A 16,571-nucleotide genomic window follows, 5' to 3' on the forward strand; every position below is an offset into this window, starting at 1 on the left:
CGACGACGGCGCTCACCGCCCGGCGACTGTGCGGTGGCCATCCGCTGAGCCGGCTGCCGCCCTCAAGCGCACGCCGGCTCAGCGGATGTCCACCATCCGCCACACGCTGAACCGGCCGATTGCCGCGGCCAGCCCGATCAGCGCTGCCAGTTCCAGCGTACCGAGCGGGTCGCCGCTGGAGAGCGAGACCAGGATCAGGAACGAAGCAGCCGTCATGACCGCGAAGAACGCGAGCACGTGCAGCCATTGGTTAGCCACCGGCCGGAGCAACATGCCCAGCACGAAGGCGATGGGTGCGCCGATGACCAGCCCGACGCCGCCGGCGTACAACCCGACGACCAGCGCCAGGAGGGCGGCCGACGCGAATTGGTGCCAGCTGAGCGGACCGCCGGCCAGGGTGAGCAGCAGGGCGCCCAGCGCGAATACGGAGACGGCCACGAGGAATCCGACCACGAAGGCCCCGAACCCGAAAGTCACCCGGTGGCGCGGGTTGTTGTCCTCGAAGTCGTCGGGTTCGGGCTCCTCACTCATACAGCCAGAATAGGACGGCGGCGCCGTGGAGCAGTCGGGCATCGCAGGCGTCGGAGCGCGAAGCCCCGCGCGCATGGGAGAATGGTAGGCGGTCCGGGTGGCAGACGGACCCCTAGTGCTAATACAGCGGACGTTTCTTCAGGTCACCGTGAGGTGCGAAACGTTGCGCGAACCACTACTACGAGGGTGAACACCACTGATGACTGAACTGCAATTCCGCACGCCTGCCCGCTTTGCCTCGATCGGCAGCCCCTACTTCGGCATCATGCTTGCCGTGATGGCGGTGGTCCTGATCCTGTCCAACATCGGCGCCTCCAAGGGCGTGGCCCTGGGCCCGATCATTACTGACGGCGGATTTTTCCTGTTCCCGCTGGCGTACATTCTGGGCGACGTGATCAGCGAGGTCTACGGCTTCAAGGTGGCGCGGAAAGCCATCCTCACCACCTTCACGCTGTCGGTCTTCGCCTCGCTGTGCTACTGGGTGATCATCGCGCTGCCGGGCTTTGACGACGAGTTCGGGCAGATGAAACAAGAGGCACTTGAGGGTGCGCTCGGCCCGGTGCCGCTGATCGTGCTGGCCAGCCTCCTGGGCTTCCTCGTGGGGCAGACGCTGAATTCCTGGGTGCTGGTGCGTATGAAGGAGCGCTGGGGCGAACGCCGGTTGTGGGCGCGACTGATGGGTTCGACAGGTGTGGGCGAGTTCGCGGACACGCTCATTTTCTGTTCCATCGCGGCCTCGGTGATCGGCATCGGCGATGTCCCCACGTTCATTAACTACGTGGTCGTCGGCTTCGTCTACAAGACCGCGGTGGAATTCCTCTTCGTTCCTGTCACGACCGCCGTCATCGGGCGGGTGAAGAAGCGCGAACCGTCCTACAGCGCGGCGCCTTCTTCGTCCGCCGGCTGATCCTCGGCGGCGAGCGCCGGGACGCGTTCACTGAGCTCCGTCGGCGACAGGTTCGCTGCCCCGCTGATCTCCTCCGGGGCGGCCCCGGCCTTGAGCGCTTCGTCAATTGCAGAGTCCAGGATCGTCTCCGCCTGGTCCATTTCGCCCTGCAGCGTTTCTACAGCCGCGGAGGCGGTCCAGACCTGTTTCAAGTGCTCATCCATTGCTCTACTTCCTATCTTGCCGAGGGACGAATCCCGCCCGAAGGGCATGTCGGCATCGGTGGTGCGGAGTCCGGGGCCCGGAAGCCCCAGCTTACAATGTAAGCCCTGGGGAAATCGAGCCCCGCCGCCGATTTTGTGGCGTCTTCTGCCCAAAACTTTTCATACTTTCGCCAACGGCGGCAAAACCGCGGGTTACCGCGGAAAATCACGTACTTTCGGTACCGGATTAACCGGCTGCCGAGCGGGCTCCGGCCGGTCGGCGGGAGGACAGGGCGAAGCCCGGCGCGTAGGCTGGGGCGCGAATGCAGGAGGGAGCGGTCCATGGTCGAACCCGAAACATCTTCGGCGGCTGATGCGGCCCACGGCGGCCACGACAGGCAGCGACTGGATCGACAGCGGATCCTGGAGGCGGGCGCGGCCTTCATCGAACAGCACGGGGTCCGCCAATTGAGCATGCGGCGCCTCGGGGCGGAGTTGGATGTCGAAGCCATGTCGCTCTATCGCTACGTGCCGTCGCGGGAGCATCTGCTCGACGGCATCGTGGAGATAGTGGTCGATGAGCTGTACAGCGACCCGGAAGTGTATGTGGAACCCCGCCACGGGTGGCAGGACTACCTGCTGCGGTTGGCCCACGGGCTGCGGCGGCTTGCGGTTAAGCATCCCGAGGTGTTCCCGCTGATTGCCACACGCCCGACGGAGGCCCCCTGGGTCCAGCCGCCCTTGCGCAGCCTAAAGTGGGTGGAGTCGTTCCTCAAGGCCATGACCGGCGCGGGCTTCAGCAATGAGCAGGCGGTGGAGGCCTACCGGGCCTTCAGCAGTTTCCTCATTGGCCACTTGCTGCTGGAGGTGGCCGCGCTCGGTGCCGACATAGGGCCGGTCGAGGAGGGCACGCCACCGCCGCCCGGCCAAACCGACCTCACCGACTATCCGCTGCTGCAGAAACTGCAGGGCCTGCTGTCCCAGGACCGCGCCAAGCAGGAATTCGAAGCCTCGCTGGATTGGCTGCTCGAGCGCCTGGACAGCCAGCTTTCCTGAGCGCAGATACGATCCACGCCGTGCCGCGGCGGCGCTTCCGCCGTCGTGCCCTATCCCCTCGCCACCGTACGGCGGCGCTTCCGCCGTCGTGCACTATCCCTTCGCCACCGTGCCGCGGCCCTTCCGCCGTCGCACGTTATTGCGTCCGTAGTAAGGCAATTTAGCTGCGCCGTTTTGCAGATTGATAATAAGCATGCTTTGCTTACATCGTAAGCATGATTACCGTTTTGGTCCGGCACCGCCGGACCAAGGTTCCCAGCCAGGGGTCCGGTCGGGTCACGCCCGCGCCCTCCGGTTGGAGACGCTAAGTGAGGAGAGGCATGCAGGTCATACGCAACAACTACGACGCATCACGCTTCGACGCCTATGTAGACGGAGAAGTAGCGGCGTCGCTGCAGTACAAGATCCAAGACGGTGAGATGTGGCTCCTCCAGATTGACGAAGACCGTTTGCACCGCGGGCTTGGCCTGGCCGGCGAATTGGTGCGCCGGGCATTGGTTGAAGCCCACCGCCGCCGCCTGCGCGTATTGCCGTTCTGCCAGGAAGCCCGGCAGCAGGTCTTTAACCATCCTGTGTTCCTCCGGCTGGTACCGCAGGAACAGCGCAGCCGCTTCCATAAGTCGTGGGCCTTGGAGAGCAAGGCCGGGGCGGGTCGTCGCCGGCGCCGGGTGTCCTCCGGTGTGGCCCGGAATTCCACCGCGCCGAAGGCAACGGCCCGAAGTTCCGCCGCGCCGAAGGCAGCGGCCCGATGAGTGGCAAACTCAAGGTCACGGTCCGGGTCGACCTGGAGTGCTCGGCCGCGCACATCGAGGTACGCGGGCGCGTCGACGAGCGGAACGTTCTGGCCGTCTACTCTCTGGCCAGGCGGGCAAACTCGCTGGCGTCAGGACTTCAGATAACCATTGACCTGCAGAATGCCTCCGTGGACGGGGCAGTCCTGGCAGACCTGCAAGGATGCGCGGCGGCCGGAGCGCTGCCCGCACATGCCGACCCCGGGCAGTCCGACTGCTGGCTGAGCATTCTGGCTCCGGCCACTGAGCTCTCCGACGTGGCGCTGGCCGCCTGATACCGGCCCGCACCAAGACACGGAAGGCCGCCGTCGTTCTCACGGAAACGACGGCGGCCTTCCGCCTGCCCGGACCTTGGCCCGCCTCCGGCCTGCCGAAACCCTGTTCCGGGCCGCGCCGGTAGATCAGGCGTAGTAGCGGCCGAGCACCTCGGCCTTGAAGTCAAAGAAGGAACCGTCGTCGATGGCCAGCCGCGCGTCGTCGACCAGTTTTACCGTGAAGCGCTCATTGTGGATGGAGATCAGCGTGTGGCTGACCATCTCGTTTGCCTTGTAGAGGTGGTGGATGTAGGCGCGCGTGTAGTTTCCGCAGGTGTAGCAGTCGCAGCCGTCCACCAAGGGGGCGAAGTCCATTTTGAACCGGCGGTTGGACAGGTTCTTGCGGCCGTCAGGCGTGTAGAACGCGGAGTTGCGCGCCACCCGGGTGGGGGAGACACAGTCGAAGGTGTCGGCGCCGTTCTCGATCGCCGTGAAGATGTCGTCCGGTTCCGAAATGCCCAGCAGGTGGCGGGGCTTGTCCTCGGGCAGCTCCTCGGTGCACCAGCGCACGATGGTGCCCAGGTTCTCCTTCTCCAGCGCGCCGCCGATGCCGAAGCCGTCGAAGTTCATCGCTCCGAGGTCGCGGCAGGCCTTGCGGCGCAGGTCTTCGTACTGGGCGCCCTGAATAACGCCGAAGAGTGCCTGGTACGGCCGGTGGGAGCGCTCCTCGGTGAGCCGCTCGTGCTCGGTCACGCACCGCTCGGCCCACCGCCGCGTCCGTTCCAGCGACTCCTCCTGGTAGCCGCGCGAATTCATCAGCGTGGTCAGCTCGTCGAAGGCGAACATGATGTCCGCCCCGAGCTGGTGCTGCACCTGCATGGAGATCTCCGGCGTGAAGCGGTGCCTGTCGCCGTTCAGATGCGACTTGAACCAGACGCCGTCGTCGTCCACATGGGCCAGGCGTTCCTTGCCGGGTGCCACCCGGTCGTCGGAGCCGCTGCCGGCCGCGGCCGCGTCCATGCTGATGACTTTCTTAAAGCCGGAGCCCAGGCTCATCACCTGGAAGCCGCCGGAATCGGTGATGGTGGGCCCGTCCCAATTCATGAACCTGCCCAGCCCGCCGGCCGCATCGAGCACCGCCGCCCCGGGCTGCAGGTACAGGTGGTACGCGTTGGCCAGCAGGGCCTGCGCGCCGAGCTCCTTCATCGACTCGGGGAGGACGGCCTTGACCGTGGCCTTGGTGCCGACGGCGATGAAGGCGGGGGTCTGTATCTCTCCGTGCGGCGTGGTGATGGTTCCGGTCCGGCCCTGGAACGCGCCCCCGTTGTCTTCTACCTGGGCGGGGGCGGGGCTGGCGGTGTCGGACAGGCGGCTGCCGACGCGAAAGGAAAAATCAGACTGGGGCACCCCACCATTTTGCCTTACCGGGCGGCGGCCGGACTCCGGGGCACTGGGTGCGTGGGCGGTGCGTGCGTGGCTGCGCCCAATGAAAGACGGGAGCAAGGTAGCTACAGTAGGCAACCGAAGGGCGGCAAAATGCTGAAGCAGCAGGTACGCGAGTTCTTCCGGGTTGGTCCGGCGCGCCAAGACCATATTGTTGCCACGCGTTGCGGTCTCAGCGTGGGCCTGCCCTTGCTTGCCCTGCTGGCGTTTGGCCGGTTTGACCTGATGGTCTTCGCCGCCTTCGGCGCCTTCACGGGGATCTACGGCCGCGGTGAAGCACACGGGTCCAGGCTGCGGCATCAAGGCCAGTTTGGCGTCCTAATCCTCTTGGTCATGTTCCTCGGCGCGCTCACTGCCCGGGCCGGCCCCGGGCCCTGGGGGATCGTGTTCGGCACCACCGTGGTAGCCGGGTCGTGCTCCCTGGCAGTCAACTACCTCCGGCTGCGGCCGGCCGGGGTCATCTTCTTCACCTTCGGTTATGCCGCCATCGGCTCGATTCCGCCGACGGCGCCGTTGTGGCAGGCGATGCTGACCGGACTGGTGAGCGTGGTGCTGGCCATGCTGATCGGGATCAGCAGCCGGTTGGTGCCGTCCTGGCGGACGTCCATGGCCGCGCCGCCGAAACAGGAACTGACCGCCGCACACTGGCGGGAATTCGCGGTGGAGGCCGGCGCGAATGCCGTCGCGGCGCTCGCGGCCGGGACGCTCGCCACCATGGTGGGTCTGGGGCACAACTACTGGGCGATGGTGGCCGCGGTGGCCCCGATCGCCGGCCCCAGCCTGGTCCAGCGGGTGAACAAGGGCGTGCACCGCATCCTGGGCACCTTTGCGGGCGTGGCGGTTGCCGGGGTGCTGCTGGCCCCGCACCCGGCGCCGTGGGTGCTGGTGCTGATGGTGGTGGCGCTGCAGTTCGCGGCCGAGATGTTCGTGCTGCGCCACTATGCCCTCGCGCTGATCTTCATCACGCCGCTGGCCCTGATCATGACCGAGCTCGCTGCCCCCACGGATCCTCAGGAGCTGATGGTGGACCGGGCTTTGCAGACCGCGATCGGTGCGCTGGTAGGGCTCAGCCTGGTGTACCTGATGCACCAGCGCACCGTGCGCATGAAGAACCGGCGGCGCTTCCAACGCAAGCACCGCGGCGAGGGATGAGCGGGGTTCGCCCGCCCGCCCTTCGGACTGCTGCGGTGTGGTCTATTCGGCGACCGGCCCGGCGGTGCTGCCGAGCACCAGCGGGTCGGCGACGGGCAGCGCGCTGCTGCGCCAGCCGTCCCAGGCTTTCCGGATTTCGGCGAGCCGGCGGGCACCAAGGCCGTAACAGCTGATCAGCACCTGGCAGCCGCCCTCCGGCCGGCCCTCCGGATGCGGCGGCGTGGTCGCAACAATCAGGAGGCCGCCGCCATGGTCGGCGTATGAATCCACCGTCAGCCCGAGCTGGCGCTCGGACCGGAACCACACCTTGCCGGAGAGAGCCTCACCGGTGGACAGCGTGGCGGAGTACGGCTCGTCCGGCTCCGGCAGGTTGTCGAGTCCCAGGCTGGCGAGCAGGCCGCCGGGCGGCAGCGAGTCCGCGCCGAGGTACGTGGTCTGGCGTGGGTCGTTGGGGTGCCGCTCCAGGGCGAACCGCAGCTGCTGCAGGAACGTCAGCCAGCCTTCGGTGACGTCCTCCCACCACTCGTCGGACTTCTCGCCGGACTCCCGGCCGCGCTCGAGGCTCAGCTGGACGCCGTCGCCCACCGGCTTCAGGATAAAGGCATCGCCGTCGCTCAGCCTGAGTTGTTTGTGGTCTTCGGATTCGGTGGCACCGGTGAAGTAGATCTCGCGGATCTCCTCGTCCAGGCCCTTCATGTCCCAGCCGTGCCACTGTGCAATGGACCTGGGCTCGCGCAGCATGACCCAGACCTGGCGGGCGTCCGCATTAATGTGGACGCTCAGGGGACCGGTCGCCGGTGCAACGCCGCTATCCGTCATGCGGCCGACTCTACCCGCGGGGCCGCAGGGGTGGCCAGAGTCGGGCGGAACGGGCCTAGGAGTTCCGCTGCTGGGCGTCCAGTGCGCGGATCGCCACCAGCTCGTTGCTGATCCGGCGGTCCAACTCGACCGGCTCCAGGGTCTCCGATCCGCCGTGCGTGCGCAGGTACAACAATGAGCTCAAGCGCAGTTCGCGCCACTCACGCTCCACGTCGCGGTCGGCGGCGGCCATGGCGCGGTGGATTTCCTTGTCGTAGAGGTTCGGCTCGTTCAGCTGGCGCTGGCGGACCTCCGCGTTGACCTTCGCGCGGAACGGGTCCTCGTCGGCGTCGTCGGGGGTGCGCAGCGCCTCGGCCAGCCTCCGGGCTTCCTGCTGGTCCTCCTCGTCGCCGGACTCGCGCAGCATGTAGGCGGCCATGGCCATCGCCGACTGAATCCATTTCCACCGGCCGAAGTTCCCGTCGAACGGCTGGTCGATGATCAGCCGGCAGACCGTGAGTGCGCGTTCGCGATCGTCCAGCTCCACGAACAGGATATGGGCCAGGTCCCGCACGTCCTGCAGGTGGCTGCCGGCCTTGGTGTTGAGGCCCCGGCTCAGGCGTGCGGCCAGCCGCTGCACCCGGGCATTGCGTGCGTGTGCCCGCGCCACCTCGACCACCACCGCCTCGGGAGTGCCTTCCTCGGCCGGGATCAGTTCCAGTTCAGCCAGCGCCAGCGCGCCGGGCAGCGGCGCGGGCCGGCGGGAGGAAGCCACGCGGATGCGCGAGCCATGGGCAATGCGCACCTTGCTGCCGTCTTCCAGCGTGGCCACCACCAGCGCCGGCGTGCCGAAATCGTCGGGTACGACGGCGGTGCTCGCCACCGGCGCCGAGTGCTCGCCGGAGCGGGTCAGGAACCGGGCGCCGGCGGCCACGGCCTCGGCCTTGACATGGTGAATGTATGTCTCGGCCTGCTGTTCCGTCATGGGTAAATCCTTAGTCACGCTCGCGATCGTCTGAACAGTATATGAATTCGTTATCTTTTCCGGGGGAGGTGCGGCCCGGTGTCCGGCCCGCCGTCCTGATGAAACGATGGATTGTGAGCGGCCTCTCGCGCGGTGCACATCCGGGGAATAGGGAAGGTGCGCCCCGGCGTTGATCTCGGCACCGGAGACCGCGGGCCCAAAAAATCGGTGTCCGGCTCGGGATCGAGGACCAAAGATGACCGCGATCGCCGATAGCGTCAAGACATCGAAGTTCCCGCCGGAACCGTACCTCGTCGGTTGTTCCGACGAAGCACCTCACGCACAGCAGCCCTACATCCTTGTGAAAGCTGAATCCAGCCATGACCATCATTCTTGCCCCGGAGGCCCGCCTTGGCGAAGCGCCGACACACGCCCCCGTGTACCCCGAGCAGTTCCGCAGCAGGAGCCGTTTGACCGTGCTGCTGCATGCCGCCGGCGCGGCCCTGACGGATCTGGCCAACCGCCGCAGCCAGCGGCCGGTCCAGCTGAAGCGGCTGAGCTACCAGCACCAGCACCGGGAGGAGTCCCGGGACCTCGCCGCCCAGATGTACGTCTGGATGCTGCCGAAGTAACCGGGCGGTCAAGCCGCCGGCACTCGGCGGGAGGCCTGCGCCGGCACTCGGCCGCGGTCAGCCCGCCGACCCACCGGGCGGTAAGCCCTCCGACATCCGGGCGGCGGTCAGCGGCACCAGCCCGCGTGAGCCAAGGCCTGGCGCAGCAGGTTGCCGCGGCCGCCGATGAATTCGGACTGGACCGCCTGGCTCAGCGCATCTTCCGGCGTCATCCAGCTCAGTTCCAGGGCATCCTGGCGCGGGTTGCATTCCCCGGTGACCGGGATGACGTAGGCCAGGGCCACGGCATGCTGCCGGTCATCGGTCAGCCCGGTCTCGGACGGCGAGGGGAAGTATTCGGCCACCGTGAAAGGCACCGGGCTGGCCGGCAGTTGCGGCAGGGCCAGCGGGCCGAGGTCGTTCTCCAGATGGCGCAAGAGGGCGGCCCGGACCGTCTCGCGGTACATGACCCGGCCGGAGACGAAGGTGCGCACCATCTCGCCTTCGTCCGAAGCCTGCAGCAGCAGGCCGATCTCCGTGACATATCCCAGCGAGTCCAGCCGCACCGGCACCGCCTCTACGTAAAGCATCGGCAGGCGTTGCCGCGCCTCGTGCAGATCCTCGTGGGACAGCCAGCCGGGATACGGGTCGGGAGTACGTACGCTCATGTACTTGTTCTACCGCACCCCTGCGACGCCAGTCACGCCGGCCGCCCCGCCCGGCGCGTCCGCTCCAGTGCACCCCAGCCACGGCCGGACCCGCCAGAACCGCGGAACCGCCGGTCCCGTCAGGGCCAAAGCGTCGGCGGCAGCGGGTGGTCTCCAGCCGAACCGTTTCGCGGGGCGCTGAACCGCAGGTACCCTCCGCTGGCCTGGTTCGCGCCGTCAGGATGCTCCACCAGCAGGACCACCCGGCCGGCCTCGTCCGCCCGGGAGCAGTCGTAACCGGCCGTGGCGAGGCGCTCCCGTAAGGCGCACAGGTCGCCGTCGTACTCAAAGGCCAGCCCAAGCTGCTCCGTACCGCCGTGCTGTACCTCGACCAGCCCGCCGTTCTTCGCAGCGAAGACCATGCAGGTGGCGTCGCCGCTGAACCGGGGGAGCGCGCCGATTCCGCGGAGGGTGGCCGCAGCACCGGATACGTCCGGCGTCACCCAGACCGGCATGACGGCCAACACCGGATCGGGCGGGTTGTGCCCGGCGTTGTGCCCGAACGGCGGCGCGGCGGCCCATGCCAGGAAGCTGAGGCCCGAGGGTGCGGTGATCCGCGCGGACCGGCCGTTGCCGGCCTCCTCGATTTCCGCCCGCGTGCCGTCGGCCACGGTGCGGCGGACAAATTCGTCGAGGTCGCGGACCTCGAAGCCCAGTTCCACGCGGGCGTCGGCGGCGTCGCCGGGATCGGCCGGGCGCAGGTCCAGCCGCCCCGAGCCGGCGGCGAACTCCAGCCGGGCACCGCCGTCGTGGGCCACGCAGGCCAACCCCGCCGCGGTCAACAAGTCCCGCCACGGCCCGATGCGGAAGGTGGACAATACGGGACGGACGCGCAGCATCTGGGTTCCTCCTTGGGTCGGCACGGGACGATACCCCAAAACACTAGACGGCGCGGCCCTGCCGTGCTGCCATGAGGGCATGGCCGTTGAGCTTCCGGAGTTGCTGGTGCCAGACGCCGCCGCGTGGCGGGCCTGGTTGGAGGAAAATCATGCCTCGTCGGCCGGCGTGTGGCTGATCCTGGGCAAGAAGGGTGGCACGGTCACAGCCTTGGATTATGCCGCCGCCCTGGACGAGGCGTTGTGTTTCGGCTGGATCGACGGGCAGGGCAAGCGGCGCGACGCGGAAAGCACCCTCCAACGCTTCACCCCGCGGACGAAGCGCAGCATCTGGTCGCTGCGGAACGTCGGGCACATCGAGCGGCTGGAGCAGGCCGGGAAGATGCACGAGGCCGGCCGGGCTGCAGTGGCCGCGGCGCAGGCCGACGGCCGCTGGGAGAAGGCCTACGCCGGGCCCGCCACGGCCGAGGTGCCCGAAGACCTGTCCGCGGCGATCGCCGCCGTCCCGGAAGCGCAGGCGATGTTCGAGGTGCTCACCTCGCAGAACCGCTTCGCGCTGATCCACCGGCTGGCCCAGCTGAAGACCGATGCCGCCCGGCAGCGCAAGATCGCCGGCTTCGTGGAGATGCTGGCCCGGCAGGAGACGCCGTATCCGCAGCAGAAGAAGCCGTCCTGACTGCCGGGCGCAGGGGCGTGCACGGGCCCCGGCCGTGCGCCGGTTCACCAGCCGTTCCGACGCCCGTGCCCACGCCCGCGCCGACCCCGGTGCCCACGCCCGCTCAGGCGGGCAGCGTGGCGGCGGCTTCCAGGGTCATCCAGGCCTGCAGTTGGGTGGACAGCTCGACGCCGCCGCCGGGCCCGCCCGCTGTGGCGGCCGGAACCGCGGGGTCGGGGGAGAAAACCAGCACCTCCCCGGTGCGGTGGTTTCCGATGGTCCGCCCGTCCCAGAAGCCTTGCGCGGTGTCCGAGACCATCCGCGCCGCCAGCTCCCGCGCCGAGTACGGCAGTCGGTCGGAGCGGGCGGCCAGAGCCAGGTAGCGGGCCAGGATCCCGGTGAACAGGCCGCCGTCGCCGGCGCCGTGCGTGCGCAGGACGAGTTGGCCCCCGTCCCCTGTGGTCGCCGAACGTCCTTGGACCAAATTGGCCGCGATGCCCTGCACCAGTTCGGCGGCCCGCGCCAGGTCGGCGTCGCGGCCCGTTTCCAGCAGTGCCCCGAGCACCGGCCCTTGGTTGTAGGTGTAGAGGTCGTCTACCAAAACCGGCCGGCCGCCGGCGACCCGGACGCCGTCGAGATACAGCCGCTGCCGGGGCGCGTACAGAGTGGCGTCCAACCAGTCCAGGAGCCGGGCGGCCTGCGCCCGGTCGCCCGTGCGCGCCAGATACAGGGCCGCCGGTGCCGTGGCGGGGGTGTTCTTGAAGTCCCTGGCGGTGTTCCAGAACAGGCCGCCGCCCAAGTCCGGGGTGTGCGCCGATTCCAGCTGTGGCAGCAGGCCGCGAGCCGCGGCCCTGTTCCGGAAGCGGGGTTTGTGCGCATCGGCGGCCAGCATGTCCAGCCGCTGCGCCGCCAACGCGAGCCAGGCCATGTCGTCGTAGTAGGCGTTGTCGAAGCGGAATCCGTTGCGCCAGCGCAGCGTACGCAGCAGCCGCGCGGCGAGACGGCCGGCGCTCGGCCCGGTGCCGCCGTCGTAATGCCGGCCCCCGCGCAGCTCCCGCCACCCGGCATCCACCAGGCAGTCCAGGAAGTGGGCCTGCCACCAGTAGTGCCACGGCCCGCCGCGGCCGGGGGAGGGTTGGCGGACCGCGCCCAGCACGGTGAACGGAAGGCCCAGCAGGCGCTGGCGGAAATGGCGGACGACGGCGATGGCGGCCTCGTCCGCGCGTCCTGCCGCCGGAACGGGGTTGGGCGGGCGGAATGCTCCGCCGCCGGGCAGGGTGGGCATGTGGACCAGCCTAACGGCGGATCGGCGCGGCGCAGGCCGGAATTTGCCCGCCGGTGCCCGGGGTGTGCGCCGGGCCACACTAGGCTGAGGGTTGCAATGCCGCCGGCAGGCAGGCGGCCGGAGGGATGAGTGTTGAGGACCCTGAGGAGGAACCAATGGAGGTAGCCGGAACCGTAGCGCTGATCACGGGCGGAGCATCGGGGCTGGGGGCTGCGACTGCCCGCCGGCTGCATGCCGCCGGTGCGGCGGTAGTGCTGATGGACCTGCCCGGCTCGAAGGGGAAAGAGCTCGCCGCCGAACTCGGGGACCGGGCCGTGTTCGCGCCCGCCGACGTGACCCATGAAGAACAGGTGCAGGCCGCGGTGGAGGAGGCCGCGGCACTGGGACCGCTGAGGATCGTGGTCAACTGCGCCGGCGTCGCCACCCCGGGCAAAGTGCTGGGCCGCGACGGGGTCCTGCCGCTGGAGGCGTTTGCCAAGGTCATACAGGTCAACCTGGTCGGCACCTTCAACGTGATTCGCCTGGCCGCCGCGGCCATCGCCGCCACCGAACCGGTGGAAACCGAACTGGGCGGGCCCGAGCGTGGCGTCATCATCAACACCGCCTCCGTGGCGGCCTTCGACGGCCAGATCGGCCAGCCCGCCTACGCCGCGTCCAAGGGCGGAGTGGCTGCCATGACGCTTCCGCTGGCCCGCGAACTGGCACGCTCGCTGATCCGGGTGGTCACCATCGCGCCGGGCATCTTCGAGACGCCGATGATGGCCGGGCTGCCGCAACAGGCGCAGGAATCGCTGGGCCGGCAGGTGCCGCACCCGTCCCGGCTGGGCCGGCCGGCCGAGTATGCGGAGCTGGCCGCGCACATCGTGGCCAACTCGATGCTCAACGGCGAAACCATCAGGCTGGACGGCGCGATCCGGATGGCGCCCAAGTAACCGAAGGGTCGGTGGGCGGGGGAGTAATCGGCGCTTCCGGGCTGCGCCTAAGTTCCCGGCACCTCCCGGGTGGGCGGGGAGTAACCGGCGCGAGCCGGATGACGCGGGCAGCCGGCGCCCCCGAAACCCGTCGGCGAAAGGCGAGGCGTCGCCGTCGTACGCTTGAGGTGGACCGTGCCGAAGCTTGGAGTCCCCGGGAACGGCACGCCCGCCGCAGCCGCCCGCAGGACGCGAAAGGACGCACCCATGCCGCACGCCGCCCGCGACCGGGACCTCGACGCGAGCCTGCGCGCCGACGTGCGCCGGGTGAGCACGCTTCTGGGGGCATCGCTGGCGCGCCAGCACGGGCCGGAGTTGCTGGACCTGGTGGAGCAGGTGCGGCTGCTGACCAAGGAGTCCAAGGAAGCGGCCCGGGGCGAGGGCGAGGCCACGGGGCCGTGGACCGCCCGCGAGGTGATCGACCAGGTCCGCGAACTGCTCGCGGGGCTGGACGTGGACGAGGCCACCGATCTGGTGCGGGCTTTTGCCTTCTACTTCCACCTGGCCAACGCCGCCGAACAGGTGCACCGGGTGCGCCAATTGCGTGCCCGGCCGGAGGAAGACGGCCAATTGCTTCGCACCGTCGCCCAGATTGCCGAGGAAGCGGGACCCGAGGCGCTGCAACACGCGGTCAACCAGCTCGACGTCCGCCCCGTCTTCACCGCGCATCCCACCGAGGCATCGCGGCGCACCGTGCTGGACAAGCTGCGCGCTATCTCCGACCTGCTGTCCACCACGACGGCGGAGGGAAGCACGGCGCGGCGGCGGCAGGACCGGCGGCTGGCCGAGATCATCGACCAGATGTGGCAGACCGACGAGCTGCGGCACGTGCGGCCGAGCCCTGTGGATGAGGCGCGCAACGCCGTTTACTACCTGGGCAACATCCTCAACAACACCATGCCGGAGCTGATGGGGGACCTGGCCGAACTGCTCTCCGAACATGGCGTGACGCTGCCCGCCGACCGGGCGCCGCTGCGCTTCGGCTCCTGGATCGGCGGCGACCGTGACGGCAACCCGCTGGTCACCGTGGACGTGACGCATGAGGTCTTCCAGCTGCAGAACCAGCACGCGGTGCGGATCAACATCGGCTTTGTGGACAGCCTGATCGCCGTCCTGTCCAACTCGACGACGATCGTGGCCGCCAGCGACGAACTGCTGAATTCCGTGGCCAGGGACCTCGAGAACCTGCCGGGCCTGGACACCAGGGTGCGCGAGCTGAACGCGAACGAGCCCTACCGGCTGAAACTGACCTGCATCAAAGCGAAGCTGCTTAACACCAGCGCCCGGATCCAGCGCCGGCTCCCGCACGAGCCCGGGCGGGACTACAGCTCGACGGCGGAGGTGCTGGCCGATCTGGCGCCGATCGAGCGATCCCTGCGCGCCCACACCGCGTCGCTGGTGGCGGACGGTTCGCTGGCCGCCGTGCGCCGCGCGGTCTCGACCATCGGGCTGCACCTGGCCACCCTGGACTTCCGGGACAACGCGGGTAAGCACCACAAGGCGGTCGCGGCCCTGCTGGCCGCCCGCGATGCCGCGCGGACCCCGGCCGGCGTGACCGCGGCCCCGGGTGCTGCGGCGGGCCGAGTGGCGGGTTCGGGCGGGACGGCTGCGCCGGGGGATGTGGCGACAGCTGGGGGTGGCGCGGCTGTTCCGGGGGATGTGGCGACAGCCGTCGGCGGCATCGATGCTGCGGCCGAGGCTGCTGCGCCGTCCGGCTACCTCGATCTGGCCCGCGGACCGCGGCAGCAGCTGCTTTCCTCGCTGCTGCTCGAGCCCGGACCGCTGGCACCGCCGTCGTTGTTGAAAAAGAAGCGCGCACGCACCCTGGAGGTGTTCGGCGCGATCGCCGAGGCACTGCGCCAGTATGGTCCGGACGCGGTGGAGACGTACATCGTGTCCCGGGCACGCGGCGCCGACGACGTGCTCGCCGCCGCGGTGTTGGCGCGCGAGGCGGGACTGCTGGCGCTGGACGGCTCCGAGCCTAAGGCGCTGATCGGCTTCGCGCCGCTGCTGGAAAGCGTGGAGGCGCTGCGCAGCGGCGGGAAGATCTTGGACGACCTGCTCTCGGATCCGCAGTACCGCCGGATCGTGCGGCTGCGCGGCGACCTGCAGGAGGTGATGTTCGGCTACTCGGACTCCAACATGGAAGCCGGCGTGGCCACCAGCCAGTGGGAAATCCACAAGGCCCAGCTGGTGCTGCGCGACGTGGCCGCCCGGCACGGGGTGCGGCTGCGCTTCTTCCATGGCCGCGGCGGGTCGGTCGGCCGCGGCGGCGGGCCCACCTACGACGCGATCCTTGCCCAACCGAACGGCGCGCTCGCCGGCGAGATCAAGTTCACCGAGCAAGGCGAAGTCATTTCCGACAAGTACACCCTGCCGGAGCTGGCCCGGGAAAACCTGGAGTTGGCGCTTGCGGCGGTGCTGCAGGCGTCCGCGCTGCACCAGGAGCCGCGGACCTCGGAAGCCGAACGCGGCCGCTACCACGCGGCCATGGAAGCGATTTCCGGCGCGGCCTATGAGCGCTACCGGCTGCTGGTGGAGCACCCGGACCTGCCGGAGTATTTCCGGACGTCGACGCCGGTGGAGCAGCTGAGCGAGGTGAAGTTCGGTTCGCGCCCGGCCGACCACCCCGAGGCGGGCCCGGCCGCCGGCCAGGGGCTGGGCAAGCTGCGGGCCATCACCTGGGTGTTCGGCTGGACCCAGTCGCGGCAGATCGTTCCCGGCTGGTACGGCGTCGGCAGCGGATTGCGGGCCGCCCGGGCCGCCGGATTGCAGCCGCAGCTGCGCGAGATGATCAGCAACTGGCACTACTTCCAGTCCTTCATCTCGAACGTGGAGATGACGCTGGCCAAGACCGACCTGGAGATCGCGGCGCATTACGTCTCGACACTGGTGCCTGAGCCGTTGCGGCACCTGTTCGACGACATCCGTGCCGAGTTCGAGCTGACCGTGGCCGAGATCCGGAAGCTGACCGGCGAGAACGAACTGCTCGATAACCAGCCGGTGCTCCAGCGCTCGCTGCACATCCGAGACCAGTACTTGGACCCAATTTCGTACATGCAGGTGGAATTGCTGCGCCGCATCCGGACGTCGGAGCCGGACGAGGCACTGCAGCGGGCCATGCTGATCACCGTGAACGGCATCGCCGCGGGCCTGCGGAATACGGGCTAGCGTGGGAGTGCGGCGTCGGGCGAGGCTTGTGCGCGCGGCCTACGCGGCGCGTCGCGTCGGGCTGGCGGCCGGGCTGGAGGCCGCGCGCGGCGCGTCGCGTTGGGCTGGGGGCCGGGCTGGCGGCCGCGCGCGGCCTCGCCGCCTCACTAGCGGCCTCGCGGTGTCAGAGTGCGCAGGATGCCTATCCGCGGCGGCTTGGCAGCGCACATCTGCCCATGTTTAGCCGTAACTTCCCATGTCTTGGCCGGCCCACCCAT

The 16,571-nt window shown here is 69.0% G+C and carries 17 protein-coding genes; 9 read left to right on the top strand and 8 right to left on the bottom strand.

Features of this window, described 5'->3' with window-relative positions; genetic code table 11:
- Positions 1–78 precede the first annotated feature (78 nt).
- Entirely contained in the window at positions 79–531 is a 453-nt protein-coding gene (locus tag AC5RWG_RS12395; protein ID WP_494167055.1) for a hypothetical protein, read from the bottom strand.
- Positions 532–730: 199 nt separating this feature from the next.
- On the opposite strand from AC5RWG_RS12395, the gene AC5RWG_RS12400 reads away from it, so the two are divergent.
- Entirely contained in the window at positions 731–1,438 is a 708-nt protein-coding gene (locus AC5RWG_RS12400; protein WP_494167056.1) for a queuosine precursor transporter, read from the top strand.
- On the opposite strand, the gene AC5RWG_RS12405 is transcribed toward AC5RWG_RS12400, so the two are convergent.
- Positions 1,405–1,641, bottom strand: coding sequence for a hypothetical protein (locus AC5RWG_RS12405; RefSeq protein WP_494002231.1), 237 nt, complete (start codon positions 1,639–1,641; stop codon positions 1,405–1,407). The two genes, AC5RWG_RS12400 and AC5RWG_RS12405, sit on opposite strands and share 34 nt — an antisense overlap.
- 321 nt (positions 1,642–1,962) lie before the next feature.
- Here AC5RWG_RS12405 and AC5RWG_RS12410 point away from each other — a divergent pair, with 321 nt between their 5' ends.
- The 3 genes from AC5RWG_RS12410 (at position 1,963) to AC5RWG_RS12420 (ending at position 3,742) form a co-directional block, all read left to right on the top strand.
- Positions 1,963–2,676 carry a TetR/AcrR family transcriptional regulator gene (locus AC5RWG_RS12410; protein WP_494002232.1) on the top strand — a complete coding sequence of 238 codons (714 nt, stop codon included), beginning with the start codon at positions 1,963–1,965 and terminating at the stop codon, positions 2,674–2,676.
- 320 nt (positions 2,677–2,996) lie between these two features.
- Positions 2,997–3,428, top strand: a complete 432-nt coding sequence (locus AC5RWG_RS12415) for a GNAT family N-acetyltransferase (RefSeq protein WP_494167057.1) — start codon at positions 2,997–2,999, stop codon at positions 3,426–3,428.
- Complete coding sequence (locus AC5RWG_RS12420) at positions 3,425–3,742, top strand: hypothetical protein (protein ID WP_494024381.1); 318 nt, start codon at positions 3,425–3,427, stop codon at positions 3,740–3,742. Before AC5RWG_RS12415 ends, AC5RWG_RS12420 begins: the two co-directional genes overlap by 4 nt.
- 126 nt (positions 3,743–3,868) lie before the next feature.
- On the opposite strand, the gene tgt is transcribed toward AC5RWG_RS12420, so the two are convergent.
- Positions 3,869–5,128 carry a tRNA guanosine(34) transglycosylase Tgt gene (tgt, locus tag AC5RWG_RS12425; RefSeq protein ID WP_494167058.1) on the bottom strand — a complete coding sequence of 420 codons (1,260 nt, stop codon included), beginning with the start codon at positions 5,126–5,128 and terminating at the stop codon, positions 3,869–3,871.
- 129 nt (positions 5,129–5,257) lie between these two features.
- On the opposite strand from tgt, the gene AC5RWG_RS12430 reads away from it, so the two are divergent.
- A complete protein-coding gene (locus AC5RWG_RS12430) occupies positions 5,258–6,316 on the top strand; it encodes an FUSC family protein (RefSeq protein WP_494074253.1) in 1,059 nt (352 codons plus the stop codon).
- A 42-nt stretch (positions 6,317–6,358) separates the two neighbouring features.
- Here the strand turns inward: AC5RWG_RS12430 and AC5RWG_RS12435 are convergent, their stop codons facing one another.
- Positions 6,359–7,135, bottom strand: a complete 777-nt coding sequence (locus tag AC5RWG_RS12435; protein WP_494167059.1) for an SRPBCC family protein — start codon at positions 7,133–7,135, stop codon at positions 6,359–6,361.
- Between the two features lie 55 nt (positions 7,136–7,190).
- Positions 7,191–8,099: a DUF6707 family protein gene (locus AC5RWG_RS12440; RefSeq protein ID WP_494002238.1), complete on the bottom strand. Its 909-nt coding sequence runs from the start codon at positions 8,097–8,099 to the stop codon at positions 7,191–7,193.
- A gap of 359 nt (positions 8,100–8,458) precedes the next feature.
- Here AC5RWG_RS12440 and AC5RWG_RS12445 point away from each other — a divergent pair, with 359 nt between their 5' ends.
- A complete protein-coding gene (locus AC5RWG_RS12445) occupies positions 8,459–8,710 on the top strand; it encodes a hypothetical protein (protein ID WP_494167060.1) in 252 nt (83 codons plus the stop codon).
- Positions 8,711–8,817: 107 nt separating this feature from the next.
- On the opposite strand, the gene AC5RWG_RS12450 is transcribed toward AC5RWG_RS12445, so the two are convergent.
- Together AC5RWG_RS12450 and AC5RWG_RS12455 are read right to left on the bottom strand one after the other, a co-directional pair.
- Positions 8,818–9,357, bottom strand: a complete 540-nt coding sequence (locus AC5RWG_RS12450; RefSeq protein WP_494167061.1) for an NUDIX hydrolase family protein — start codon at positions 9,355–9,357, stop codon at positions 8,818–8,820.
- A 119-nt stretch (positions 9,358–9,476) separates the two neighbouring features.
- Positions 9,477–10,235 (bottom strand): VOC family protein, encoded by a 759-nt coding sequence (locus AC5RWG_RS12455; RefSeq protein WP_494167062.1) that lies wholly within the window; start codon positions 10,233–10,235, stop codon positions 9,477–9,479.
- Positions 10,236–10,314: 79 nt separating this feature from the next.
- On the opposite strand from AC5RWG_RS12455, the gene AC5RWG_RS12460 reads away from it, so the two are divergent.
- Positions 10,315–10,908, top strand: coding sequence for a YdeI/OmpD-associated family protein (locus tag AC5RWG_RS12460; protein WP_494167063.1), 594 nt, complete (start codon positions 10,315–10,317; stop codon positions 10,906–10,908).
- A gap of 103 nt (positions 10,909–11,011) precedes the next feature.
- On the opposite strand, the gene AC5RWG_RS12465 is transcribed toward AC5RWG_RS12460, so the two are convergent.
- Entirely contained in the window at positions 11,012–12,172 is a 1,161-nt protein-coding gene (locus tag AC5RWG_RS12465; RefSeq protein WP_494167064.1) for a glycoside hydrolase family 76 protein, read from the bottom strand.
- Between the two features lie 155 nt (positions 12,173–12,327).
- On the opposite strand from AC5RWG_RS12465, the gene AC5RWG_RS12470 reads away from it, so the two are divergent.
- A complete protein-coding gene (locus tag AC5RWG_RS12470; RefSeq protein ID WP_494024658.1) occupies positions 12,328–13,104 on the top strand; it encodes an SDR family NAD(P)-dependent oxidoreductase in 777 nt (258 codons plus the stop codon).
- A 246-nt stretch (positions 13,105–13,350) separates the two neighbouring features.
- Complete coding sequence (locus AC5RWG_RS12475) at positions 13,351–16,314, top strand: phosphoenolpyruvate carboxylase (RefSeq protein WP_494167065.1); 2,964 nt, start codon at positions 13,351–13,353, stop codon at positions 16,312–16,314.
- Positions 16,315–16,571: the final 257 nt, after the last annotated feature.

This window comes from Arthrobacter sp. Y3221160 (assembly GCF_059092585.1).